This window comes from Paraburkholderia sp. GAS199 (genome assembly GCF_050436585.1).
Lineage (GTDB): Bacteria > Pseudomonadota > Gammaproteobacteria > Burkholderiales > Burkholderiaceae > Paraburkholderia.
Map to the genome: position 1 here is coordinate 947,882 of NZ_JBNDMM010000001.1, position 23,064 is coordinate 970,945.

Genomic DNA, 23,064 nt, shown 5'->3' on the forward strand with positions numbered 1-23,064 from the left:
ACGTGCGTGCGGGCTACTTCTTATGATGTCGGCGCCGGGTCTTTCATGAAGGCGCCGGCGTTTGGCCCGCCGTGCGTCGCCTCTGCCTGATTCGACATTCGGACTATCAAGCCCTTAAGCGTGCGAGCATGTTTGTATAGTCCTCGGGCGTGTCGATGTCGACTACGAAACGATCGTGCGTGGCGTTGTGGAGATAAACCTCTTCGGGATGATCCTGAATCAGTTTGCGACAGCCGGGGTTCACCTGCCCACCGATCATTTCCCCGGCATGATTGCACGAGAGGACCACGGGATTGCCGCGCTGTCCATTGAAAGAGGGCACCAGGATCGATCCGCGCGGCATTGCCTCGTAGGCATCCACAAGCTCGCGATAGTCTTCAGGTTTGAGCAGCACTTGATCCGCGAGACACACCATCACCGCATCACACGGTTCGGCGAGCGCCGCCACGCCTGCCGCGACTGATGTCATCTGACCTTGTTCATAGTATGGATTGGACTGAAATCTCAACGGCAATCCATCTAGCGCTTCGATAACAGCGCGTCCGTTGAAACCGGTTACCACGACGACTTCCACGGGACCCGCGCCGAGCAGAGCGCGTGCGGTGCGCCGAACGGCGGTTTCGCCTTCGATGGGCAGCAAAAGCTTGTGACGACCCTGCATGCGTGACGACATGCCTGCCGCGAGCAACACGGCCGAGAATCGAAGCTGAGTTGTCGCGGTCATACAAGCTCCTGACGTCTCCGTTCCCTTGCAAGATCGATGTATTTGCCCGGTGCGCGCTCGAATTCAAGCTTGCAGCCGTCGCAACAGAAGTACACGCGTTCTCCCTCGGTCTCGACGACATGCCGGGCCGATGCAACATCGACCGCCATCCCGCAGACGGGATTGACATAGCGCGCCGGCACCGGTTCGACCGATGCCATCGATTCGCAAGGCGGCGGTTCCGGAGGCACCGGCAGCATTTCAGCTCCCACGGCGGGCGGCGTCGGGGAATCGGCTCTTGCCTGTTCCATCTTCCGTCGAATGGCGACCAGGCCGGCTACAGCGCCGAGCGCGACTTCCTGAGGCGTGCGGGCGTGCACATCGGGGCCGGCGGGGGCGTGCAATGCGGCGACCCGGTTTTCATCGATGCCTCGTGTGCGCATGGACTCGCACAATTGCTGGGCCTTGCGTCGGCTCGCGATCAACAACACCGCCGCAGCCGAAGTTCGAAGGGCGGATTCGAGCGCAACTTCGTCGCTGTCGCCTTGTGTGGCGACCAGAACGAGGTCGGGCTTCGTCGCGCGCAGCGCCTCGACATCGAAGCCGTGGATCACATCCTGCAACACGTGCAGACCGAATGGCTCGGTCACGTTCGCCGCCGCGGTAACCCGAAAGCCCATGCGTTGCGCAAGCACACAGGCTTCTAGCGCGGCAGGTGTTGCGCCGAGTATGAGCAGGGCAGGCGGTGGCAACGAAGGCTGGATGAACAATTCGATGGTGCCGTTACTCGCGCAGGGCATGGCGTGATGCTCCATCCCCGTCTCCGGCGCGACTTCCGAATTGCTGATCCGGATGAGCTTCGGCTGACCCGTTCGCATCGCGTCCTGAGCGGCTTGAATCACGATCGATCGGGAGCAACCGCCGCCAATCCAGCCATGCAGCGTGCCGTCGCTTTCCACTAATGCCTGAGCGCCCACCCATGTCGAGGTAGGCGGTAAAGCACGGACCACCGTGGTGACGGCGAAAAGACCGGCCGCGTCGATCAGGCGTCGTTCGAGTTGAAGCAGTTCGCTGGAGTTCATTGCAGCACCGAAAGTACCTGGGGTAATACACGCTCGAGACTGGCGAGATCGCTTGCACCGGTCAGGAGATCGAGGTAAGGCAGGGCGCATTTCATCCCGGTACTGCTCGGGGTGAAACCGGGGCGTCCCGCGAGTGGATTCAGCCATAGAACGTATCGGCAACGCTGTCGAATGCGGTGTAGGGATTGCTGCAAAATCATGGGGTCACCGGAGTCGTAGCCGTCGCTGACGATCATCACGGCGGTACGCGAATGCAGCAGTTTTCCCGCGTGCTGCTGATTGAAATCGGCGAGGCTGTCGCCGATACGTGTGCCGCCTGCCCAGCCCATCGAAAGTAGCTGCAGCCGCTCCTGCGAGCGCCACGGATCGGCATCGCGCAAAGCCTGGGCAATACCCACGAGGCGAGTGTGAAAAATAAAGCAGTGCACATCCGACAAACGCGCGCTCATGACCCGCGCGAGCCGCAAAAAGAAGAAGCTATAAAGGCTCATCGAGCGGCTTACGTCCAGCAACATGACGATGCGGGGTCGCACGCGCTGTTTGCGTCGCCAGGCAAGTTCGAGTGGCACGCCGCCATGCGCTACGCTGAGGCGGATGGTTCTCGCCATGTCGACAGCACGACCGAGCGCCGCGCGCCGTTGGCGACGTATTTCCATGCCGCGCAGACGATGCACGAAGCGCCGGATAGCTTCGTCGATGGCAAATAGTTCGTCCGGCTGGTTAAGATGCCGAAAATCCGCGTGCATGAGCGATGCGTCGCGACTCCCGCCGTGCTCGACCGTTGTTCCGTCTGCGTGGGCCGCATCGCTTCCCCGACCGACCAGTGAAAGTGGCGTGCCTTCGCTGCGATCGCGCGCGGCGCCTTGCTCCGTCAAACTGTTTCTGCCCGCGCCGCTTGCCGTGCTTTCCACAAGCGAATGGCGGTTTGGCGCGAAGAACCACGCCTCGAAAAGGGCGTCGAAACGCCGCCATTCTTCCGCGCGCGAGCACAGGCAGGCGCGAAGGCTCCAGCGAAGCAACTGACCGTCGAATTGTCCGCTACGGTGCGCGACCTCCAGCGCCGAAGTCATATCGGAACTTGTGACGTGGAAGCCGTTCTCCCGTAGCCATCCCGCAAAGCCCACGTAGCGTGCCGTCATGGCTTCCGCGAGATTGGCGGTTGGACCCGGTGCGATCAACATGCGGCCGCCAGTTTCTCGACGACCGGACGTGTGAAGCCCGCTCGATCTTCGCGCGTCTTCACGAGCGTCGAAAGCGAATCCATGATGCGGTCGATGCCGTCCTCGTCGAACGACGTGACATCGAGCCGAAGAAGTGCTGCTGCCCAATCCAGTGTTTCAGCGACGCCTGGTTTTTTCTGGAGATCCATTTCTCGTACTGCGTGGACGAATTCGACGACCTGCTGTGCGAGTTTCATGGGTACGTCCGGTGCCTGCGAACGTACGATAGCCAGTTCTTTGGCAAAGTCCGGGTAATCGACATAGTGATAAAGACAGCGCCGACGCAGTGCATCTGAAATCTCACGCGTGCCGTTCGACGTCAGGATTACCACCGGTCGTTCCACGGCGCGGACCACGCCGAGTTCCGGAATCGAAATCTGGAAGTCCGACAACAATTCGAGCAGATAGGCTTCGAATGCTTCGTCGGTGCGGTCGATTTCATCGATCAGCAGAACCGGTGCAGGCGTGGTCGTGATCGCTTCGAGCAGCGGACGTTTGAGCAGATAGCGCTCGGAGAAAATATCCTGCTCCTTGCTGGAGAGCGGCCTGTCGTCCTGTTCGAGCAGCTTGATGGCGAGCAACTGATGCTGGTAGTTCCACTCGTACAGTGCCGAGTGCACGTCGAGTCCCTCGTGGCATTGCAGACGGATCAAACGGTTGCCGGACAGGCGCGAAATGGCTTTCGCCACCTCGGTCTTGCCGACACCCGCCTCGCCTTCGAGCAGCAATGGACGACGCATGTCGAGCGTCAGCAGCAGCGTGGCAGCAAGGCTGCGATCCGCGATGTAACCGTGCTGGTCGAGCTGCTGCTGAAGCGCCACAACGTCGGTCATACGGTCGCTGGCCATGTGAACCTCGTCGCTCAGGCAGCTTTGCGCGAGAACAGCCGACGCAGCCAGTCCTGCAGCGCACCCCACGCGAGCGACAGGCCGTTCAGCTCGGACGGCTTTTCCGGAGCTTGTAACGGTTGCGTCGATTGCGGCGGCTGTGCAGCGTCAGGCGCTAACGAAGCGCCGGTTGCGTCGTCTATTGGCTCGTTCGTCCGCACATCGGCCGATTGCGCGATCGACGCAAAATTGGCGACGAACTGCTTGAGGATCTGATCGGCAACCGTGGTCATCATCCGGCCACCAAAGGCAGCGGCCTTGCCGCTCATCGACACCTCGCTTTTGCCCACGAGTTCGCACGTCGCTCCTGACGTGCGTATGCTCGCTGTGAGGTCCATTGACGCGCCGGATGTGCCAGTCGTGTCCGATCCTTTGCCGACGAGATGCAAGGTCTGCGACGCCTCGTCGAGATCGAGCACTTCGATGTTCCCCTTGAACGACATGGCGGCCGGTCCCAGCTTGACCGTGACCGTGCCTTTGTAATGCGAGGCGTCGACGCGCTCGGTGATGGTCGCGCCGGGCATGCAACTGCCGACTGTTTCGATGTTCTTCAGGCATTGCCAGGCCGCGTCGGCGGTGGCAGCGAGCGGATAGGTCTTTTCGATGACGACTTTCATGTGATTGTCCTCCCGGTGTCCGCCATCACTACCGCGTCAGGCCCAGCGCGCGGCTTTGCTGCCAGACGCGATACGCGTTATGCGGCATGTTCATGTGCGTCACGCCCAGGTGCGCGAACGCATCGACCATGGCCGACGTAAAGCACGGTATGGAGCCGACGTGCGGCGACTCCGCTACACCTTTCGCGCCGATCGGATGATGAGGCGAGGGCGTGACGGTGAAGTCCGTCTCCCAGTGCGGCGTTTCGACGGCGGTCGGCACGAAGTAGTCCATCAGCGTGCCGCCGAGCAGATTGCCGGCTTCGTCGTAAGGCAGCTCCTGGCCCATGGCGACCGCGAAGCCTTCGGTGAGGCCGCCATGAATCTGCCCTTCGATAATCATCGGATTGATGCGCGTCCCGCAGTCATCGAGCGCATAGAAGCGCCGCACGCGTGTTTCGCCGGTATAGCGATTCACTTCGAGCACGCATAGATAGGCACCGAATGGAAAAGTAAAGTTGGGCGGATCGTAGTAGTCGACCGCTTCGAGTCCCATCTCCATGCCTTCAGGCACGTTGTTGTAGGCGGCCCATGCGATCTGTTTGAGCGTTTTAGACTGCTCCGGCGAGCCTTTCAGCACGAACCGGTCGAGATCGAACTCGACATCATCCGGCGCGGCCTCGAGCAGATGCGCGGCGATCATGCGGGCCTTCTCACGAATCTTGCGCGATGCACGGGCGATGGCCGCGCCCGCCACCGGAGTCGAACGGGAGCCGTACGTGCCGAGACCGTACGGTGCAGTGGACGTATCGCCTTCCTCGACGGTGATGACCGACGCCGGGATTCCCGCCTCCGACGCGATGATCTGCGCGTAGGTGGTTTGGTGTCCCTGACCCTGAGTGATGGTCCCCATGCGCGCAATCGCGGAACCGTCCGGATGCACGCGAATTTCGCACGAATCGAACATGCCGACGCCCAGGATGTCGCACATCTTGGACGGTCCCGCGCCGACGATTTCCGTGAAGGTCACGATGCCGATGCCCATCAGCCACTCTGCGTTGACGTCGGCGCGACGCGAAGTCTGTTCGGCCCGGAGAGCGGGGTAATCCACGGCAGCGAGTACCTTTCTGAGCGCCGGTTCATAGTCACCCGAGTCATAGTCTAGGCCGAGTGGCGTCGAAAACGGAAACCGTTCCTTGCGAATGAAATTGCGCAGCCGTATTTCGGCCTTGTCGATGCCGAGCTTCTGCGCGAGCACATCCATCATCCGTTCGATCAGATACACCGCTTCCGTCACTCTGAATGAGCAGCGATACGCTACGCCGCCAGGAAACTTGTTGGTGTACACGCCGTCGACCGAGACGAATGCGTTCGGTATGTCGTAAGAGCCCGTACAGACGTGGAACATGCCGGCGGGCCATTTGGTCGGATCGGCGCATGCGTCGAATGCGCCGTGATCGGCGACGACATGCACGCGTAAGGCTTTGACGCGTCCGCTGCTGTCGGCCGCAAGTTCTCCGGTCATGTGATAGTCGCGTGCAAAAGCCGTGGAGCTTAAATTTTCCGCGCGCGATTCGATCCACTTCACAGGCCGGCCAAGTACGATCGATGCAACGATAGTCGTCACGTACCCTGGATACACGCCCACCTTGTTTCCGAATCCGCCGCCGATATCCGGCGAGATGATGCGAATCTTCGACTCGGGAATCGACGAGAGCATGCCCACCACCGTTCGCACGACATGCGGCGCCTGCGATGTGATGTACACGGTCAGATCGCCCCGCGCCTTGTCGAACGACGCCACGCAGCCGCAGGTCTCGAGCGGGCAGGGATGGACGCGGGGATATAGCATCTCCTGACTCACGGTCACATCGGCATTTTCGAAGGCGCGAGCGGTCTTGTCCTTGTCGCCGACGTTCCATGTGAAGATGTGATTGGGATGCTTGCGCGCACCATGCGCGCCGAACTGCTTTTCGCGGATGTCTTCGCGAATCACTGGCGCATCGACGTCGAGCGCGCGATGCGGGTCCACCACCACCGGCAGTTCTTCGTATTCCACTTCGACGAGTTCGGCGGCATCGGCGGCAATATATCGGTCGTCCGCGACCACGAATGCCACTTCCTGATTCTGGAACACGACTTTGTCATCGGCCAGCACGGCTTGCACGTCACCGGCCAGCGTAGGCATGTAGTGGAGCTTGAGCGGTTTGAGATCGTCGGCGGTAAGGACGGCGTGCACGCCCGGATGCGCGCGGGCGCGCGTGGCGTCGATCTTCAGAATGCGGGCGTGGGCGAAGGGGCTGCGCACCATCGCACCGAACAACATGCCGGGCATTTTCACGTCGTCGACGTAGGTGCCTTTTCCCTGGATGAAGCGCGGGTCCTCGCGGCGTTTGCGCGAGCAGCCCATACCTTCCAGCGCGGCGAGACGATCAAGATTGGCGTCGATATTTCCCATGGCCGGTCTCCCGTATCAGTGCGCCGACACGTCGGACATGAGCGGATGAGAGCTTTCGACCGCCTCACCACGCAGCTTTGCGGCGGCGTACTGCACCGCCTTCACGATGTTCTGGTACCCCGTACAGCGGCATAGATTGCCCGCCATCCAGTAACGGATTTCCTGCTCGGTCGGATTGGCGTTTTCCTGCAGCAGCCGATACGCTCGCGTCAGCATGCCGGGCGTGCAGAAGCCGCACTGCAGACCGTGTTCCTGCATGAATCCTTCCTGTAGCGCGTGCAGTTCGCCGCCTTTGGCGAGGCCTTCGACCGTGAGCAGTTCGGCTCCTTCGGCCTGCACGGTAAGCAGCGTGCAGGACTTGACCGAAGTGCCGTCGAAGTCGACCGTGCAGGCGCCGCAATGCGAGGTCTCGCAACCGATATGCGGTCCCGTATGCAAGCATTTCTCTCGCAGGGTGTGGATCAGCAGTTCGCGTGGTTCAACCAGCACGTCGGTTGGTGTGCCGTTCAGAACGAACGACACCACGGTCTTTTTGCTCATCTCAGGTCTCCTCGTCTAATGTGTTGCACGCGCGAGCGCCGTGCGCAACGCGCGTCGCGTCATCTCGCCTGCCATCGCGGTTTTGTAGTCGATGTCGCCGCGAAGGTCTTCCGCCGGCTCGCACGCCAGCATCGCCAGCCTTGCCGCCTGCTCGATCGCGTCGTCGTCCAGCGCCTTTCCTGTCAGTGTCTGTTCCGCGTCGACGGCACGCAGCGCGGTCGGCCCGACATTGGTTAGCACGATGCGAACATCGCTCACCGCGCCGTCTTGCATGCGCAGCGTCACCGCTGTGGCAGCCGTGGCGAAGTCGCCCGTCTTGCGCTTGAGCTTGGCGTAGCAATAGCCTGTATCGGCTGCCGGAATCGGGATCCGGATTTCCGTCATGATTTCGCCTGCTTCCAGCTGCGTCATGTAGGTGCCGAGAAAGAAGTGGTCTGCGTGGACGACCCGTTGGCCATGCTCGCCGGCGAGTACGAACGATGCGCCCAGGGCGATCATCAGCGACGGGTGATCGTTGCCAGGATCGCCATGCGAGATATCGCCGCCGATGGTTCCCCGATATCGCACTTGCGGGTCGGAAATCTGCCGCGCGCCTTCGACAAGCAGGGGACACTTTTGCTGGAGCAAGGCTGACCAGATCAGTTCGTTCTCGGTCGTCATCGCACCGATGATGATTTCATCGTGTGTTTCGCGAATGCCCTTGAGTTCTGCGAGCTTCCCCAGATCGATCAGATGATCGGGCTGCGCGAAGCGGAGTTTCATCATCGGCAAAAAGCTGTGTCCGCCCGCCAGCAGCTTCGCCGTGTCGCCATGCTGACTGAGCAAGGAAAGTGCTTCGGACAGGCTTCGAGGCGAGTGGTATTCGAAAGGACGCGGAATCACAGCGGTCTCCTGTTCGTCGTCGGTCGGGCGCGCGAACGGCGCTGGCCTGTCCTCGGAAGCATTTCACAAAATCGCAGGGCGCTTCACGGCAAGTTCGTCAACGGCGGTTTGGATGCGTCAACTGCCGGTTGCGGAGCGTAAATGTCGGATTGGGGAAATATCACTGCCGGGCGGGCGGGCGAATCGAATCCACGGCTACAACGCTGCTTTTGCGAGTGCAAGCAGGTTTTCTCCAGGTACGGTTGGCGCGCATGAGTAGCCGGACGGCTTGCGTGAACGGCGGAAAAGGCATAAAACCATCGAAAAAGCCGACGCCCGTGGAAGATCGCCCGGACAGGAGACACCGCATGAACTCGAAGGACCCGATCGCGACTCCGGCGCCTGTACCGCCGACGCCCGAGTCTCGCCAGAATGAAACCTTTCAGCACAAGCTGGAGCAGTTCAATCCCGGTATGGTCTGGCTCGATGCGCACGGACACATTACGGCTTTCAACGACGTCGCGGTGCAGGTGCTAGGGCCTGCAGGCGAGCAATCTCTGGGTATTGCTCAGGACAGACTGCTGGGCATGGACGTGATCGAACTACACCCGGAGAGAAGCCGCGACAAGCTGCGGTTTTTGCTTCAATCGACGGAGCCGGGCGGGTGCCCTGTGAAGTCGCCTGCGCCGGTCGCGATGATGATCAACATCCCCGACCGGATTCTGATGATCAAGGTGTCGAAAATGATGGGCGGTCAGGGTACGTGTGGCACGTGCATGATTTTCTACGACGTCACCGATATCACGACCGAGCCGCCCGAACTCGCCGCAAGCAACCAGTCTCCCATGCCACGACGGCTGTTCAAGATTCCGGTCTATCAGAAGAACCGCCTGATTTTGATCGACTTGAAGGACGTGGTGCGTTTTCAGGGTGATGGGCACTACACGACGATCGTCACGCAAGACGATCAATACCTTTCGAACCTGTCTCTCTCCGATCTGGAGCGCCGACTGGATGGCAACATCTATCTGCGGGTCCATCGCAGTCACATTGTGAGTCTGCATCATGCCGTGGAACTGGTCAGAGCTGAAGAGAGCGTCAGTCTGGTCATGGGCGATCTGCAGAAGACGTCGGTGCCCGTTAGTCGGACTCGCGTGGCGCAATTGAAGGAGGTGCTTGGTGTGATTTGAAATCGTGGTGTTGATGTTCGGGGAAGGGGGGGGCGAGTTGCGCTGTGAACGTTGATGGGCGGGGCTGGTGCTGTTGAGCGCAAAAAATGGGTATGCGTGCGGGACTTGGCGGCTGAAACGGTCGGCAGAAGATGGCGGTTATCAAAACAAGCGAGGGCGTCGGATCAGTCGATCAGTCTTCGAACCACTTATCCGGAAACAGATTATTCCCCACGGTAAATCGCTGACTTGAGCATTGATAGATTTTTAGATGGGTCGGCTCGGCCAGCACAATGCGGTGCCACGATTCATCATTTTTCATGATCATTCAGCGCCGCCACAAGGCTTTATACGGAGCACGACGGTAGATTGTTCGTTATCGACAATCCGACAAGCGCCTCTCCCGGGAGGCGCCGTGCAACCCGGAACCTGAAGCCCATGCCCCAACCCTCCGTCCCTCCCGTCGAATCCGGCAAACGCCGCAGACTGCTGTCGGTCGGCGCCCATCACGCATCCACTGGCGCGCGCCCTGTTGCAAGCTCGCGCATTTCTGCTCCAACACCTGCGGCGAGCCGTCTAACGTAAGCGCGCGATAACTGGTTTGCGCCGAATACCGGCGTCGATGTTTCGATTGGCGTCGATATCCGAGGAGGCATCTGTTGAGTCCGACAAAATCGCAAACCTCTGCGGAGGTGCCGATGTATGTCGCGGGCGTCAGTCTGCCCCGCAGGCGATTCGCGCATCACGCGGCCGAGATCGCGCGCGCGTCGTTACCGGCTGCGGTGGTGAGGCACGCGTACCGGGCCTTCGTGTTCGCATCGCTGGAAAGCCGCAGGCTGGAAATGCCGGTGAAGGCCGAACTGCTGTTCGTTTCCGCGCAGTTTGCGAACATGGGACTGAGCTCTCGCTATGCGCATTCCCAGCAGCGCTACGAACTCGACGGCGCCGACGCGGCGCGAGCGTTCCTCGAAGCGGAAGGCGTCAGACACTTACATGGCGCAGCCGTGTGGAATGCGATCTCGCTTCACACGACTCCCGGTCTCGCCGACCGGATGAGCGCGTTGCCGCGGCTCCTCGCGTACGGCGTGCGCGCGGACCTATACGGCGACGGCATTGCTCACGTCACCGCGCAGGAAAAGCGTCAACTGCTGGATGCTTTTCCACGTGGTCACGAATTCGCGAACCGGTATCTCGAAGCGATCGGCCGGGCTGTGCTGCATCGACCGGAAACGACATTCGGGACGCTCGGCGCCGACGTGCTGGAGCGCATCAGCCCGACCTTCGTGCGGGGCAATTTTTGCGGCCGCGTACTGGGCGCGCGTTGGGAAATAGAATAGGCCCGCAATGGGCATGGAACAAAGCCGCCGACCCCACGTTCACGGCACGAAACACGCATCGGAAAACATCGATGCTGTTTTGTCGGTTCACAGACCATCGTCGACCGGCGAGGTAGACATCGCCTCGCCAATCGATGCGCGCTCTGCGTCGAGCATCGGCCGATACCAGTCGCTGCCGCACTGCGCGCAGTGGTCGAGCGCATCGTCGAGCACTTGCTGTGCACGCTCGCTGTCGCCGGCGGCATGCAGCGCTTTCGCGAATTCGCCCAGCACGATCGGCAGCAACGACAGATAAGCGGTGTCGCGCATCTGGCCGATCGCCGATTCCATGTCCGCAAGTTCGAACGCATCGAGACGCCGGGCGATCGCGTGCGCGATCCATTCGAGTGCATCGCAACACAACAGCCACGCGCGGATGCCGGCTCGGCGGCATTGGTTTTGCAAACTTTCGACGGCCAGCATCAGCGCGTCCGCATCGCGGTTGAGGATGGCGAGCGGAATGGTCGCTTCCAGCAGCACATAAGCGAGCGTCAGTTCGTGACCCGCCTGGCGCGCCAACTCTTCGGCTTCTTCGATTTTTTGCAGGCTGCCGTGGCGATCGCCGAGAAACCACTGGATGCGCGCGAGCGTGGCATGGGTGGCCGCGATCATGTCGGTGCGCACGCCGGTGGTCGACCAGCGCACCACCTGCATGTCGGGCGCCGCCAGCGCCGCCAGTAGTTCGTCGCGCGCCTCGGCGTGCCGACCGGCGGAATGCAGTGAGATGCCGATGATGCGCCGGCTGAGCGCAACCTGTAGCGGTGAGCCGAATTCCTGCGCGGCGCGTTGAAACCAGCGTGCATGGGCGAGCGCCTGCAGCGGTTCGCCCGCATACTGCTTCTGATTCCACAAACCCCAAATCGCGCGCAACTGAAGGCTGCGATCGTCGCTTGCCTCGGCGAGTTCAAGAGTTTCGCGCCACGCGGCTTCGACCGCCGGGGTCGGCCCTTCTGTATAGACCAGCGCGGACGCATATACCGACAGAACCCGCAGCCGCGTATGCGGAATTCGCGGCTTGACCTTGTTGCCGAGCGCGTCGAGCGTCACGCTTGCCCACCACACACATTCCTCGAATAGCGGCAGTTCGAACAGTATGGGCACAGCGGTGCTGGCAAGATCGATTCCCAGATAAACGTTGCCCGCCGGACTGAACGCCCATGACATCGCGGCGCGCATGTTGCCGATCTCGGCGCTGAGCAGGTCATGTGCATCTTCGATCCTGATCTGCTCCGCCTTGTAGGGGCCTTTATCGAAGAACTCGCGGAAATACACCGCGTGAGCGTGGGCCGCCTCGGCGGTCTCGCCATGAGCATCGAGCAATGCATGCGCATAGGCGCGCGAACTTTCCAGTTGCCGGAAGCGTCGCTGATGCGTGCGGTCGATATAGAGCAGCGATTTGCCGACGAGGCCTGCAAGACACTCCACGGTTTCGGCCCGCGAGACATCGTGGCGACCCATCAATTCGGAAATTGCTTCGAGCGCAAAGCCGTCGGAAAAAATGCTCGCCTGACGGAACAGCAACTGCTCGGTAGGCGACAACAGACGATAGCTCCACTCGAATACCGCACGCAGCGTCTGATGCCGGGGCAGCACGTTGCGCGAGCCGCCTGTCAGGATCGCGAAGCGGTCGTCGAGATGCGCGCGGACGGTATCGAGCCCGAGCGTGGCGGCGCGGGCGGCAGCCAGTTCGATCGCGAGCGGAATGCCGTCGAGCCGGCGGCAGATTTCGCCGATCAGCGGCAAGGTGGTCGCGTCGGCTTCGAAATCGCCAGCGAGTCGCCGTAGCCGGTGCAGAAACAGTTTGACCGCGTCCGAGCCGGTGGCTTCGTCATGCGCGGCGGTGTCGGATGGACAGTTCAGCGTCGGCACCGGATAGACGTTTTCGGCCGGGATGCGCAGGGCTTCGCGGCTCGTCGCCAGCACTCGCACGCCGGAATTGCCGGCGGTCAGCGTCTGCGCGATGCTGGCCGCGGTCTCGATCAGATGCTCGCAGTTGTCGAGGATCACGAGGCAGCGGGCCTTACGCAAACCGCTCGCGAGTTGTTCGACCGTCATCGCGCTACCGCGCACCACATCCGAGAAAATCGTCAGTAGGGCCTCGCGTGCCTGGCGATCGTTTTGCAGCGGCGCGAGCGAAATATAGCGGATGCAGACGAACAGGTCGCCGGTATCGCGGCACAACTCGACCGCGAGGCTGGTCTTGCCGATGCCGCCGGCGCCCGTCAGCGTGACGAGCTGCTGCGTGTGAAACAGCGTGAGCACGTCGTCGACCGCGTCGGAGCGGCCGAACAGCGTATCGACGAATGGCAGCCCGAGCGAGAACGCCGCACTGCGCGCCGGCGCGGCTTCGGGTTGCGGGAGCAGCATATAACCGCGTCCCGACACGGTGCGCAGCAGATCGCGCGAGGTCCCGAGTGCGCGGCGCAACGCGACGACCTGAACCTGCAGATTGTTCTCTTCGACGATCGTGTTGGGCCACGCACGATCGAGCAGCGTGTCTTTCGATACGACCGAGCCGCGGTCTTCGAGCAGCGCTTCGAGCAATGCGAATGCGCGGCTGCTGAGCGGGTAGAGCGCGCCCGCGCGGATGACCGTGCGGCTCTGCAGCGACACTTTCAGCGGGCCCACTTCGATCACCGCGTGCCTACCGTCGCCCCCGTCGCTCGTGGAAGGACTGGCGGGCGCGCTCGACGAAGCGGACGCCCAGGAAGCGGGCAGGGTGGCTGTGCAGGCATCACGGAAACGGTTCAAGCGGAATCTCGGGCACTAATGACGCTGGCAATCCTAGCAGGAACAAATTGATTCAATAATCGGCCGGCTCGCAGGATTGGCCGGTTTATGCTGGCGCAGAAAGCGGCGCACGGTATTGGGAATGGTGTAGCTGACGGACGTGCCCCGGTATTTGCGAAAAATGAACGAACTGTCGACCAGACCGCTGACCGCGTCCAGCGTGTCTTCGAGCGACAGACCCGAGCGTTCGGCAATGCCGCTCAGTTCGCGCAGATCCGCGTCGGTGCCGCTGTCGATCAGTCCGGCCAGAATGGTCTGACGCGACGGTGCGAGATTGCGCCACGTCCACATCAATGCGGCACCGAGCGACTCGTGCCGGCTTTCGGCCATCCGCCGCATCCGGCGACCCGGCAGGTCGACGTTCTGTTGCAGCAGATGCCTCACCGAGTCGATGCCGAGCAACGACGTGTGATAAGCCGCCAGCTCGATCGCGAGCGGCAGTCCATCCATCTCTTCGACGAGCGCCTGGGCGCTGCGCAGGAAGCTCTCGGTGATCTCGATTTGCGGATCCAGCACTCGCACCCGCGAGACGAACATTTGCAACGCTGCGCTGTCTTCACCCGGTGCCGCGACCGCGAGCAGCGACGGCAACTGGATCACGGTTTCCATCGACACCTTCAATGGCGTGCGGCTCGTCACGATCACAACGATACCGGTCTGCAGCCGGAACACCGTGCTGTCGGACAGCGCCTGGGCGACGGCTTCGGCCTGCAGGTCGGCATTGTCGATCACGAGCATGCCGCGCATTCCGCTGGTGGCGTTGCGCGCGTCCAGCATGTCGCCAAGGGCTTCCAGCGCCGCGCCGATCAGGTTGTAAGCCCAGCGCTGATTCGCTTGATCCGGCTGCTCGGCTAACGACAGGTAGCCGGCGGAAGACTCGGAGGAGGCGCCGAGACGATGCGCCACTTCGATCGCAAGCCGCGATTTGCCGACGCCCGCCGGCCCGGTCAGCGTGACGACCGAGCCGCTGTTGTGGAGACTCGTCAGCACCCTCTCCACGCAGCGCTCGCGGCCCACCAGCGGACCCAGTGCATGCGGCAACGGGAAGCTCGCAGCGGTGCCGGCTTCTGATGGCGTATTAACCATGAGCACCGCTTCCGCCGCCACCACACGTGGCCTGGACATCCGGTAACCGCGCCCGGAGACGGTCTGAATCAGGTGCCGGTGCTCACCGAGCACACGCCTCAACGTGCAGATATGAACCTGAATGTTGTTTTCTTCGACGACCGTCGCGGGCCAGACCTTTTGCAGGATTTCCTCAGTCGGAACGATTGCGCCTTCCGCGTCGAGCAGTACTTGCAGCAGGTCGAAGGCCCGACTGCTCATGCGCACCGCGACGCCGTCCCTGAGCAGTTGCCGCGATTCGCGCAAGACTTCAAGTTCGCCGATTTTCATCAGGGCAATCTCGACAATGGGCGTTGAACACCCGCAAGCGCGGGGCGAGAGAAGGCATACATGTTTCGCGTGCTACAGCGTCGAAAACGCTGCATCAGCGACCGCACGTGGCGGCCCAGAATGCCCGACCAAGACTGGCGCCTGCGGGATGCCGTCACGCTAATGAAGGCCATGCATCCCATGCGGAGCGCATGACAGGCATCGCATTATGACCCGCCAATGTGACTTTGTAAGTCCAATTTGCCGGATTCGTGGCGGTTTTAATAACCATTCATATTCTGGCAAGGAAATTAAGGCGAATCCTCGGGATACTCGCAGCAACCGGATCAGCGGGCCGTGTGGCCCGTCTTTACAGGTGAGGTCAGGGCTGCCGCGGGCGGCGCGCTGTCAAACGGCTCGAAGATACCGATCAGCCAGTCGACGAACACACGCAGTCGCGCACTGTTGTATTTCGACTTCGCGAATACGACGTGCAGTGGATGCGCGGGCCGAGTCCACTCTGGCAACACCTGGACGAGATCGCCGCTTTGCAGCCACGGCTCGGCCATGAATGAAAACGTCTGCCCGATACCTAGCCCGCTGACGAGCGAGGTCAGATGTGCGGTGCTCTCGTTGACGAACACGCCACGCGCTGCCCGTGGGTCGAGCGAAAGGTGCTCTTCGCCGTGGCCGAACAACAGAGGAAACGCGCGTCCCGTCAGTGACGAGAAATAGCCCACGACGTCATGGTGGGCGAGCAGGTCGTCCGGGTGAGCAGGCGTGCCGCGTTCGGCGAGATAAGCCGAGCCGGCATACGTACCCCATTCGAGGCTCGCGATGCGGCGTGCGACCAGCGAGGTATCCGTCAGCTCGCCGCCACGAATCACGCAGTCGACGCCTTCGCCGATCAGATCGACGTGACGGTCGCTCACGCCGATGTCGAGTTGGATCTCTGGATGGCGCCTGCGGAACGCGGGCAGATGCGGCAGCACGATCAGGTTGGCGAGCGACGAACCGATATCGACGCGCACCCGGCCACGTGGATTGCCGCGCGAGTCGGCGAACAGCCCGTCCATTTCGTCGATATCGGCAAGCAGCTTGACGGCGTGCTGGTAGTAGGTCTGGCCTTCGTCCGTCACGACCACGCGGCGGGTGGAGCGCTGGAACAACTTCACGCGCAGATGCGTCTCCAGTTCCTGGATCAGTTTCGACACCGTGGCGCGCGGCACGTCCAGGCTGTCGGCCGCTTTGCCGAAGCCGCCCGAATCGGCGATTCGCACGAAGACGCGCAATGCGAGTAGCTGGTCCATTGGCTGTTCTCCATGGCTTATGAGCCGTCAGTCTAGCGATTATCCACCCATGTGGAAAATGATTTGACGATTTCAGTGTTTTTCTGCGTCTCACCGACATTTATTGTCTCGACATCACCTCTCAACACACACGGAGTCAATCATGAGCAAACGACTTGAAGGCAAGGTAGCCCTGGTGACCGGCGGTACGAGTGGCATCGGTCTCGCCGCGGCACAAGATCTGGCAGCCGAAGGCGCGATGGTGTATCTCACAGGCCGTCGCGAAGCCGAATTGCAGAAGGCGGTGGCGGTCATCGGTCACGGCGCGAAAGGCGTGCAGGGCGACGTGACGAACGCGAGCGATCTCGACGCGCTGTTCGCCACGATCCGCGCGGAACAGGGGCGGCTCGACATCCTCTACACCAACGCGGGCGGCGGCACGATGGCTCCGCTCGGCGACATCTCGGAGCAGCACTTCGACGATACGTTCAACCGCAATGTGCGCGCGGTTGTGTTCACGGTGCAGAAGGCGCTGCCGCTGATGCAGAAGGGCGGTTCGATCATCCTGACCGGCTCGATCGCCGGTTCGACGGGCACGCAGGCGTTCAGCATCTACAGCGCGTCGAAAGCCGCGGTTCGCGCGCTGGCACGCAGTTGGGTGCTCGATCTGAAGGATCGCGGGATTCGCGTGAACGTCGTTAGCCCCGGCTCGACCCGCACGATCGGTCTGGCCGAACTCGGCGGCGCGACGCAGGAAGGTCAGAACGGCCTGCTCGCCTACCTGAGTTCGCTCGTGCCGATAGGCCGGCTTGCCGAGCCATCGGAAATCGCCAAGGTCGTGACGTTCCTCGCGTCGGACGATTCGAGCTTCATCAATGGCGCGGAAATCACCGCCGATGGCGGACAGGCGCAGGTCTGACGCGCGCTCGTCACGCATCGTCGAAGCAACCGAAATGAACAAGGAGAAATGACCATGGATACCGCAGTCGCTCTACTGAATCAGTACCTGCAATCGATCCGCGACCCGCACGCCGCCGCAGCGCTGTTCGCCGAAGACGGCATCCTCGAACTGCCGTACCTGAGCAGCCTCGGACCGACGACCGGCGCGCAGGGGCCGGAAGCGATCGAGCGATTCATCGCCGGTCTGCTGAACAAGGTGCCCGACTTTGCGTTCCGCAACGTGCGCATTCTGATTGACCTGCCGGAGCAGGCGTTCGGCGAATACGAAGTGGAAGCGCTGGTGCCGTCCACGGGCAAGGTCTACAAGCAGATGTACGCGGGCAGACTGGTCGCCGAAAACGGCAAGATCAAGCTGCTGCGCGAATCGCTCGATACGGTCGCCGCGCAGAAGGCGTTCAGCCCGGACTGACAGGAGTCGCGCGCACGGCGCGTGCACGGCAGTCATGTGTGACTGGCCGAACGCGCGCCGTGCCTTGCGCGGATGTCGAATGCCGTACCTTTTATCCGTTTGAAGAGAATCAGTCGTGAAGAAGAACACACTTTATCGCGCCATTGCTGCGGCTTCGTTCGTTGCCACAGCGATGGCCTCGCTGCCCGCACGGGCGGCAGACCAGGCGCCGCTTAATCCGAATGCGGCCACGACGCAGGCGCGGCAACTCAATGTAGCCGGCGTCGATCACGTCGGCATCAACGTGCCGGACGTCGATGCGGCGTCAGCATTTTTCGCGGACCTGCTCGGTGCTCGCGTCGTATCAGACATGCGCCCCGGCAAGATTCCCGATGCGTGGAAAGACAGTTTCAACTGGCGTCATACGAGCGAGATCGATCGCATCGTGATGATGCAACTGCGCGACGGCTCGAAGATCGAACTGTTCCAGTACTCGGGACCGGACGTGTCGCGCGCACTACCGCATGAGGAAGACGCGGCGGAAACGCATATTGCGTTGAAGACCGTCGATCTCGATCACAGCCTCGCGGTTCTGAAAGCGCGTGGGCTTCGGATTCTCAACGATCCGGTCACGCTGCCCGACGGCGAGCGTTGGTTTTACTTCCTCACGCCGTGGGGCTCACAACTAGAACTCGTTTTCGCGCCGCACTCCGTTTAGAGGAAGCGGGAAGAAAATGGGGTGGCGGTGGCCACGCCGTTGAATACAAGTGTTCGGACGATGGCGAATTGGAGCGTTTCAACCAGGTAGTGCGATTGACTGGAGTCAGGGCGGCGAGAAGATATTTCCGCCGCTCAAAGCTGCGTTGCGTGCGTGAAAGTACAATTGGACAGGATGGCGCGATTCAAAGGAGCATGCTACGTTGACTGTGGACTTTGGTCTCAAAGCCACGTTGGTATCAGATGCTTCGCTTTGACGGAACGATGAATTAGACTGCGGCCGTGTCGGGCAAAAGATCGACAGTGAGCGGCCTTTCACTATTACCGTCCGCCGCGAGCGTCGTAGCGCCGTGCTGGAAGGAGTCAAACGTGCAAGTTAAACGTGTCGTTGCCAACTTCAAGGCGCTCGATCTCAATCGGGCCCGGGCGTTTTATCAGGACATTCTCGGCCTCGAGCTTTTGATGGACCATGGGTGGATCCAGACCTACGGCTCTCAGACCGAGATGACAATTCAGGTGAGCTTTGCCGCCGAAGGCGGCTCCGGCACCCCCGTTCCCGACCTGTCGATCGAAGTGGACGATGTGGACGCAGCACATGAACTCTTCAAGGCTGCGGGTTTTGCCGTCGAATATGGTCCGATCGACGAACCGTGGGGCGTCCGTCGCTTCTTCGTTCGCGACCCATTCGATAAGGTGGTTAATGTTCTTGCGCACACCTGAGCGTTGTCCGCGGATTTTCTGGCATCGAAGGCGATTGAGCGTCTGGCTTGGAGCGCCTCCGATGACTTGCAACTCGGAAGCTACCTCGTATCAGTCGAACGATAATATCGGCCCGCGACCCACCAGAAAAACATACCGGCGGTTGCGCCGGCCGGAACGAGAAACCGCCCCACGCCAAGTAGACCCTGCAACCAGGTCGTATTCTTCTCGTCTGGTGGATCGGTGTACCAGTGAAATGAGTTGAAGAATTTAACGTAAGCCAGAACAGCCAGCACTCCAATGGCAACGCCTGCCAGTAAGTAAAACAACCAGCTACGGATCCTGAACGTCCAGGCGATCCAGGACAAAGCGGCACACGGCAGCGCAGTCACTCCGAAGGCAAACATCCACGTTGGGAAGAACATCAGCAACAACATGACGGAGAAATGAGCCGTCTTCAACCCGACCGAATTATTTGTCGCGCTCTCAAAACCGGTGACATTGCTCAGCATGGACGTGAGCACGAACACCGCGGTCCCGATTGTCACGCTCACAAGGTAGCCGACGAGTATTCGTCCAGCAGAGGCTTCCGTTTGCGCTTTGCCTGGTTGCATTTTGTATCGATGAGTTTAGTGTCAGCGAATCGGCAAGGGAGCCTTTCTCGAAGCATACCGGAGGAATACGTTGCTGGAGCGCACTGCTACATGCGAATACAGGCCACGCGTCTTTATGAGCCTAACGTCGTCTCAGGGTCGCTTAGTGGCTTTTGCATGAGAAGCTGCGCCCGTGGCGATTGCCGTCCCAAAGACATTGACGCTAGCCGACCATTTACGGGCGATCGGTACTGTTGCTCACATAGTCGATAGTGGCTCGATGTGCGTGCTGTTCGCATACCGGACATCGGACAGCTTGCGGTCCGTGCCGCTCATTCAACCAACTTGCGGCCGCGGCACTCCAATGGTCAGTTATTGGCAGACTTTGGCGCATGGCGTTTGGTCCTGGGGCAGGATCATGATGTCATTCGAATTAGATTCAGTACGCGGAGCCGGCAGGAAATGGGACGGCGAACAGAGGCGCTTGCCATCGAGTTAGCTGAAACTGACCCTTTGCGGCAGATATCGTCGCAGCGGCCTCGAAGTTGGCGCAGACATGCGCATGAAGCGATATCTGCGGGTTAACGCGTGCTATGAGATGAGCAAGGGATCAAATAAGATGTAGATGCATCTACATCTTCCCCCGATCACGGCTATCAGGCGCGATACGAGCAACGTTTATTAAGCGCCAGATGCGTGGATTTGGATGTATATACAATCGACGTTTCAGGAGACTGACGTGCCTACCTATACCGTGGAAGCCGCTGCCGGCCGCTTGAGCAAGGATGCAAAGCAACAGATTGCATCGGGCATAACCCGAGCGCACAGCAATGCGACAGGAGCGCAGAAATTTTTCGCACAGGTGATTTTCCGGGAAGTGCCCGAAGGGGATCACTTCCTGGGCGGAGCGCCATTGAAATGCGACCAGATATTCGTGCATGGACACATTCGAGCTGGGCGTACTGCGGAACAGAAGCAGCAATTGTTGAGCGCCATTGTCGACGCGGTAGGAGCGGCCGCTGAAACGGAGAAGCGCTGTGTTTGGGTGTACCTTTCCGACCTCGTGCCTTCGCAGATGGTGGAGTTTGGGCGAGTGCTTCCGGAGCCGGGTGCCGAGTCGCAATGGCTCGAAGCTATGTCGTCGGAAGATCGTGATTATCTGCTCGGTATTGGTTAAAACGTTTGCTGACTGAGGATTGACGGGTGAATTATTAATACATTTGTCGATCGATACGATGAATTGCTTATTCCACTGCTGAAATGGGTGGTGCCGTCGGTAGACGCGAGTTCGTGCCGAGAATGGCTTCCAGCGGGCACGTGACGACGTCCTGGCAGACGCTTCAGGACTGGGCCGGGGAGAGGGCGCACCGGCTGCGGCGCTCGACCCTCGGCCAAGCCTCGGTGACGTCAGGCGCGGCCAAGTGTCGTGTGGCAGGAGTTGAGTCAGAAAGATCTACGGTCGTAGGAATCGTAGACACGCTGTAGACGGTTGGCGTTATCACCGGGCAGCGAGATAGGTCAAGTTGATTAAAGTAAGAGCGTGCCTCAGTCCGGATACGATCTACCGCGTCACGCTGTCGCCACCCGTACCACCACCTTGCCAAAATTTTTTCCTTCCAGCATTCCCAGAAACGCTTCCGGAGCCTTTTCCAAACCCTCGACAACATCCTCCTTATGAAGAATGCGTCCTGCGCGGATACCGTCCGATATGACGCGCAGGAACTCGGGATAGTGCTCATCGGCGAATTCGTAATTGATAAAACCTCTTACCAGCAGGCTTTTCGTGAGTATTTGCCGCATCGTGACGGAGAGGCGATCGTCGACGTTTTCGTCTGCACCGCTGTATTGAGCGATTAGCCCGCAGACCGGGACGCGCGCGAAGCGATTCAACAACGGTAGCACTGCCTGCCAGATCTTGCCGCCGACATTCTCGAAGTACACGTCGATTCCGCCTGGACAAGCTGCCGCCAACTGGTCGGCCATGTCGGGTGCACGATGATCGATCGCGGCGTCGAAGCCGAGTTCGTCCTTCACGTAACGGCATTTGTCCGCGCCCCCCGCGATGCCGATTGCGCGTGCGCCCGCCATTTGGGCAAGTTGTCCGACGAGGGAGCCAACAGGGCCGCTTGCGGCGGCCACCACGACTGTGTCGCCAGCCTTGGGCTGGCCGATCAACATCAGGCCAGAATACGCGGTGAATCCGGGCATGCCGAGGACGCCGAGTCTTGCCGAGGGCGACGACAGTGCGGGATCGACCTTGCGCAATCCGGTCGCGTCGATGACCGCGTAGTCGCACCATCCGGTCGGCGCCAGCACGAGTTCACCGACCCGATAATCAGGGTGCCTGGATTCTACGACTTCGGCCACAGCCTCTCCAGTCATCTTCTGATCGATTTCGACTGCAGGCGCGTACGATTTGCGCGCGTCCATCCGACCGCGCATGTACGGATCGAGCGACAGATACAACACGCGCAGCAGCACGCCGTTCGGTGGCGTGGCAGGCAAAGCGGCTTGCTCGATGCGGAAGTTGTCGACCGTGGGTCGTCCGGTCGGACGTGAGGCCAGAACGACCTGCGTGGAAGTGGCGATGGTCATAGTCAGTCGATTTGACGAAACATGATGGAGAAATCCCGGAGTGCAGCCGCGAATGCACTATCGCCATACCTTAGCGCAAATCGCAATTCGACGCTGCGGACGGTCTGTCTGCGCGCGTGGTCCTATTGTGTGCCGATGCGCTTATTGCAACACTGAAGCGCACAGTTTCGCGAGCCGCTCGTCAAGCGAACGCCCCTGAACATCGATCGCCGCGCTGTGGAACTGGCTCAGTTGAGTAGACGGTTTATCGTACTCAATCGTCGTGCCACCCTGATCGTTCTCATAGACCATGATGCGCAGCGGCGCGTAGAGTCCCGCCGCCATGTTGACGCTGGTCATCTCGGTGGCGGTCAGAATGTTGCCCGTGAAATACTCCGTGCCGTTCTTATGCTGTCCTTTCAGAACGAGCCAGTCTCCGTGCACGCCGATGTAATGAATGACGAGGCCATCCTTGCCGGCGGCTTTCTGGAGTGCGGCGTGCAATTCATCCACCCGGTTTTCTTTCAGCAACGCGCGGATATGCTCGTCGAGGCGGCCAAGACGGCTCTCCAGGTCCTGTTTGACCGCAGCATAGGGTTTGCTGGAAGAGAGGGTGACGTGATCCACAATCATCTTCGTCTCCGACACGTCGACTGTCGCCGCCGTTGCCGGTGCGCAGAACAAGTTGACGCCGACCACGACGGCGCCAGCCATCGACAATGCAATGCGCGAAACGGCGGTACGTGAGTTAATCACCCTGGTGTCTCCTTTGATTGACGGGATAGGTA

21 protein-coding genes are annotated in these 23,064 nt (G+C 60.8%); 7 read left to right on the forward strand and 14 right to left on the reverse strand.

What is annotated here, in order from left to right; all coding sequences use genetic code 11:
* Nucleotides 1–106: 106 nt before the first annotated feature.
* The 8 genes from P3T18_RS04135 to P3T18_RS04170 are packed head-to-tail and all read right to left on the reverse strand — an operon-like array spanning nucleotide 107 to nucleotide 8,368.
* A complete protein-coding gene (locus P3T18_RS04135) occupies nucleotides 107–724 on the reverse strand; it encodes a nucleotidyltransferase family protein (protein WP_429298630.1) in 618 nt (205 codons plus the stop codon).
* A complete protein-coding gene (locus tag P3T18_RS04140; protein WP_429298631.1) occupies nucleotides 721–1,875 on the reverse strand; it encodes an XdhC family protein in 1,155 nt (384 codons plus the stop codon). Before P3T18_RS04140 ends, P3T18_RS04135 begins: the two co-directional genes overlap by 4 nt.
* Complete coding sequence (locus P3T18_RS04145; protein ID WP_429298632.1) at nucleotides 1,782–2,966, reverse strand: vWA domain-containing protein; 1,185 nt, start codon at nucleotides 2,964–2,966, stop codon at nucleotides 1,782–1,784. Before P3T18_RS04145 ends, P3T18_RS04140 begins: the two co-directional genes overlap by 94 nt.
* The gene (locus P3T18_RS04150) at nucleotides 2,960–3,853 is read right to left on the reverse strand and encodes an AAA family ATPase (protein ID WP_429298633.1); all 894 of its coding nucleotides are present in this window, start codon (nucleotides 3,851–3,853) and stop codon (nucleotides 2,960–2,962) included. Before P3T18_RS04150 ends, P3T18_RS04145 begins: the two co-directional genes overlap by 7 nt.
* A gap of 14 nt (nucleotides 3,854–3,867) precedes the next feature.
* Nucleotides 3,868–4,509 carry an SRPBCC family protein gene (locus tag P3T18_RS04155; protein ID WP_429298634.1) on the reverse strand — a complete coding sequence of 214 codons (642 nt, stop codon included), beginning with the start codon at nucleotides 4,507–4,509 and terminating at the stop codon, nucleotides 3,868–3,870.
* Between the two features lie 28 nt (nucleotides 4,510–4,537).
* Complete coding sequence (locus P3T18_RS04160; protein WP_429298635.1) at nucleotides 4,538–6,946, reverse strand: aerobic carbon-monoxide dehydrogenase large subunit; 2,409 nt, start codon at nucleotides 6,944–6,946, stop codon at nucleotides 4,538–4,540.
* A gap of 15 nt (nucleotides 6,947–6,961) precedes the next feature.
* Nucleotides 6,962–7,486 carry a (2Fe-2S)-binding protein gene (locus tag P3T18_RS04165; RefSeq protein ID WP_429298636.1) on the reverse strand — a complete coding sequence of 175 codons (525 nt, stop codon included), beginning with the start codon at nucleotides 7,484–7,486 and terminating at the stop codon, nucleotides 6,962–6,964.
* A gap of 15 nt (nucleotides 7,487–7,501) precedes the next feature.
* A complete protein-coding gene (locus P3T18_RS04170) occupies nucleotides 7,502–8,368 on the reverse strand; it encodes an FAD binding domain-containing protein (RefSeq protein ID WP_429298637.1) in 867 nt (288 codons plus the stop codon).
* A 347-nt stretch (nucleotides 8,369–8,715) separates the two neighbouring features.
* On the opposite strand from P3T18_RS04170, the gene P3T18_RS04175 reads away from it, so the two are divergent.
* Both P3T18_RS04175 and P3T18_RS04180 read left to right on the forward strand, forming a co-directional pair.
* The gene (locus P3T18_RS04175; protein WP_429298638.1) at nucleotides 8,716–9,537 is read left to right on the forward strand and encodes a LytTR family transcriptional regulator DNA-binding domain-containing protein; all 822 of its coding nucleotides are present in this window, start codon (nucleotides 8,716–8,718) and stop codon (nucleotides 9,535–9,537) included.
* 638 nt (nucleotides 9,538–10,175) lie between these two features.
* Nucleotides 10,176–10,853 carry a phosphohydrolase gene (locus tag P3T18_RS04180; RefSeq protein WP_429298639.1) on the forward strand — a complete coding sequence of 226 codons (678 nt, stop codon included), beginning with the start codon at nucleotides 10,176–10,178 and terminating at the stop codon, nucleotides 10,851–10,853.
* Between the two features lie 87 nt (nucleotides 10,854–10,940).
* Here P3T18_RS04180 and P3T18_RS04185 read toward each other — a convergent pair whose 3' ends face one another.
* The 3 genes from P3T18_RS04185 to P3T18_RS04195 form a co-directional block, all read right to left on the reverse strand.
* Complete coding sequence (locus P3T18_RS04185) at nucleotides 10,941–13,643, reverse strand: ATP-binding protein (RefSeq protein WP_429298640.1); 2,703 nt, start codon at nucleotides 13,641–13,643, stop codon at nucleotides 10,941–10,943.
* Nucleotides 13,644–13,676: 33 nt separating this feature from the next.
* Nucleotides 13,677–15,077 carry an ATP-binding protein gene (locus tag P3T18_RS04190; RefSeq protein WP_429298641.1) on the reverse strand — a complete coding sequence of 467 codons (1,401 nt, stop codon included), beginning with the start codon at nucleotides 15,075–15,077 and terminating at the stop codon, nucleotides 13,677–13,679.
* A 326-nt stretch (nucleotides 15,078–15,403) separates the two neighbouring features.
* The gene (locus tag P3T18_RS04195) at nucleotides 15,404–16,366 is read right to left on the reverse strand and encodes a LysR substrate-binding domain-containing protein (RefSeq protein WP_429298642.1); all 963 of its coding nucleotides are present in this window, start codon (nucleotides 16,364–16,366) and stop codon (nucleotides 15,404–15,406) included.
* Between the two features lie 142 nt (nucleotides 16,367–16,508).
* Here P3T18_RS04195 and P3T18_RS04200 point away from each other — a divergent pair, with 142 nt between their 5' ends.
* The 4 genes from P3T18_RS04200 to P3T18_RS04215 all read left to right on the forward strand — a co-directional run bounded on the left by P3T18_RS04200 (nucleotide 16,509) and on the right by P3T18_RS04215 (nucleotide 19,130).
* Complete coding sequence (locus P3T18_RS04200) at nucleotides 16,509–17,264, forward strand: SDR family NAD(P)-dependent oxidoreductase (protein WP_429298643.1); 756 nt, start codon at nucleotides 16,509–16,511, stop codon at nucleotides 17,262–17,264.
* Between the two features lie 54 nt (nucleotides 17,265–17,318).
* On the forward strand, nucleotides 17,319–17,714 hold the full coding sequence (locus P3T18_RS04205; RefSeq protein ID WP_429298644.1) for a nuclear transport factor 2 family protein: 396 nt from the start codon (nucleotides 17,319–17,321) through the stop codon (nucleotides 17,712–17,714).
* Nucleotides 17,715–17,829: 115 nt separating this feature from the next.
* Nucleotides 17,830–18,411, forward strand: coding sequence for a VOC family protein (locus P3T18_RS04210; RefSeq protein ID WP_429298645.1), 582 nt, complete (start codon nucleotides 17,830–17,832; stop codon nucleotides 18,409–18,411).
* A gap of 368 nt (nucleotides 18,412–18,779) precedes the next feature.
* Nucleotides 18,780–19,130, forward strand: a complete 351-nt coding sequence (locus P3T18_RS04215) for a VOC family protein (protein WP_429298646.1) — start codon at nucleotides 18,780–18,782, stop codon at nucleotides 19,128–19,130.
* An 80-nt stretch (nucleotides 19,131–19,210) separates the two neighbouring features.
* Here P3T18_RS04215 and P3T18_RS04220 read toward each other — a convergent pair whose 3' ends face one another.
* Nucleotides 19,211–19,723, reverse strand: a complete 513-nt coding sequence (locus tag P3T18_RS04220) for a hypothetical protein (protein WP_429298647.1) — start codon at nucleotides 19,721–19,723, stop codon at nucleotides 19,211–19,213.
* A 718-nt stretch (nucleotides 19,724–20,441) separates the two neighbouring features.
* Here P3T18_RS04220 and P3T18_RS04225 point away from each other — a divergent pair.
* Nucleotides 20,442–20,879 carry a tautomerase family protein gene (locus tag P3T18_RS04225; protein WP_429298648.1) on the forward strand — a complete coding sequence of 146 codons (438 nt, stop codon included), beginning with the start codon at nucleotides 20,442–20,444 and terminating at the stop codon, nucleotides 20,877–20,879.
* A 392-nt stretch (nucleotides 20,880–21,271) separates the two neighbouring features.
* On the opposite strand, the gene P3T18_RS04230 is transcribed toward P3T18_RS04225, so the two are convergent.
* Complete coding sequence (locus P3T18_RS04230; protein WP_429298649.1) at nucleotides 21,272–22,297, reverse strand: NADP-dependent oxidoreductase; 1,026 nt, start codon at nucleotides 22,295–22,297, stop codon at nucleotides 21,272–21,274.
* Nucleotides 22,298–22,438: 141 nt separating this feature from the next.
* Nucleotides 22,439–23,032 (reverse strand): DUF302 domain-containing protein, encoded by a 594-nt coding sequence (locus P3T18_RS04235; RefSeq protein ID WP_429298650.1) that lies wholly within the window; start codon nucleotides 23,030–23,032, stop codon nucleotides 22,439–22,441.
* Nucleotides 23,033–23,064 lie beyond the last annotated feature (32 nt).

Bases quoted from the DNA above. Each gene is read 5' to 3' on its own strand.
- P3T18_RS04155 (WP_429298634.1), bottom strand. From the start codon at position 4,509: ATGAAAGTCGTCATCGAAAAGACCTATCCGCTCGCTGCCACCGCCGAC.
- P3T18_RS04150 (WP_429298633.1), bottom strand. From the start codon at position 3,853: ATGGCCAGCGACCGTATGACCGACGTTGTGGCGCTTCAGCAGCAGCTC.
- P3T18_RS04230 (WP_429298649.1), bottom strand. From the start codon at position 22,297: ATGACCATCGCCACTTCCACGCAGGTCGTTCTGGCCTCACGTCCGACC.
- P3T18_RS04220 (WP_429298647.1), bottom strand. From the start codon at position 19,723: ATGCAACCAGGCAAAGCGCAAACGGAAGCCTCTGCTGGACGAATACTC.
- P3T18_RS04175 (WP_429298638.1), top strand. From the start codon at position 8,716: ATGAACTCGAAGGACCCGATCGCGACTCCGGCGCCTGTACCGCCGACG.
- P3T18_RS04160 (WP_429298635.1), bottom strand. From the start codon at position 6,946: ATGGGAAATATCGACGCCAATCTTGATCGTCTCGCCGCGCTGGAAGGT.
- P3T18_RS04190 (WP_429298641.1), bottom strand. From the start codon at position 15,077: ATGAAAATCGGCGAACTTGAAGTCTTGCGCGAATCGCGGCAACTGCTC.
- P3T18_RS04195 (WP_429298642.1), bottom strand. From the start codon at position 16,366: ATGGACCAGCTACTCGCATTGCGCGTCTTCGTGCGAATCGCCGATTCG.
- P3T18_RS04145 (WP_429298632.1), bottom strand. From the start codon at position 2,966: ATGTTGATCGCACCGGGTCCAACCGCCAATCTCGCGGAAGCCATGACG.
- P3T18_RS04140 (WP_429298631.1), bottom strand. From the start codon at position 1,875: ATGCGCCCTGCCTTACCTCGATCTCCTGACCGGTGCAAGCGATCTCGC.
- P3T18_RS04200 (WP_429298643.1), top strand. From the start codon at position 16,509: ATGAGCAAACGACTTGAAGGCAAGGTAGCCCTGGTGACCGGCGGTACG.
- P3T18_RS04165 (WP_429298636.1), bottom strand. From the start codon at position 7,486: ATGAGCAAAAAGACCGTGGTGTCGTTCGTTCTGAACGGCACACCAACC.
- P3T18_RS04135 (WP_429298630.1), bottom strand. From the start codon at position 724: ATGACCGCGACAACTCAGCTTCGATTCTCGGCCGTGTTGCTCGCGGCA.
- P3T18_RS04205 (WP_429298644.1), top strand. From the start codon at position 17,319: ATGGATACCGCAGTCGCTCTACTGAATCAGTACCTGCAATCGATCCGC.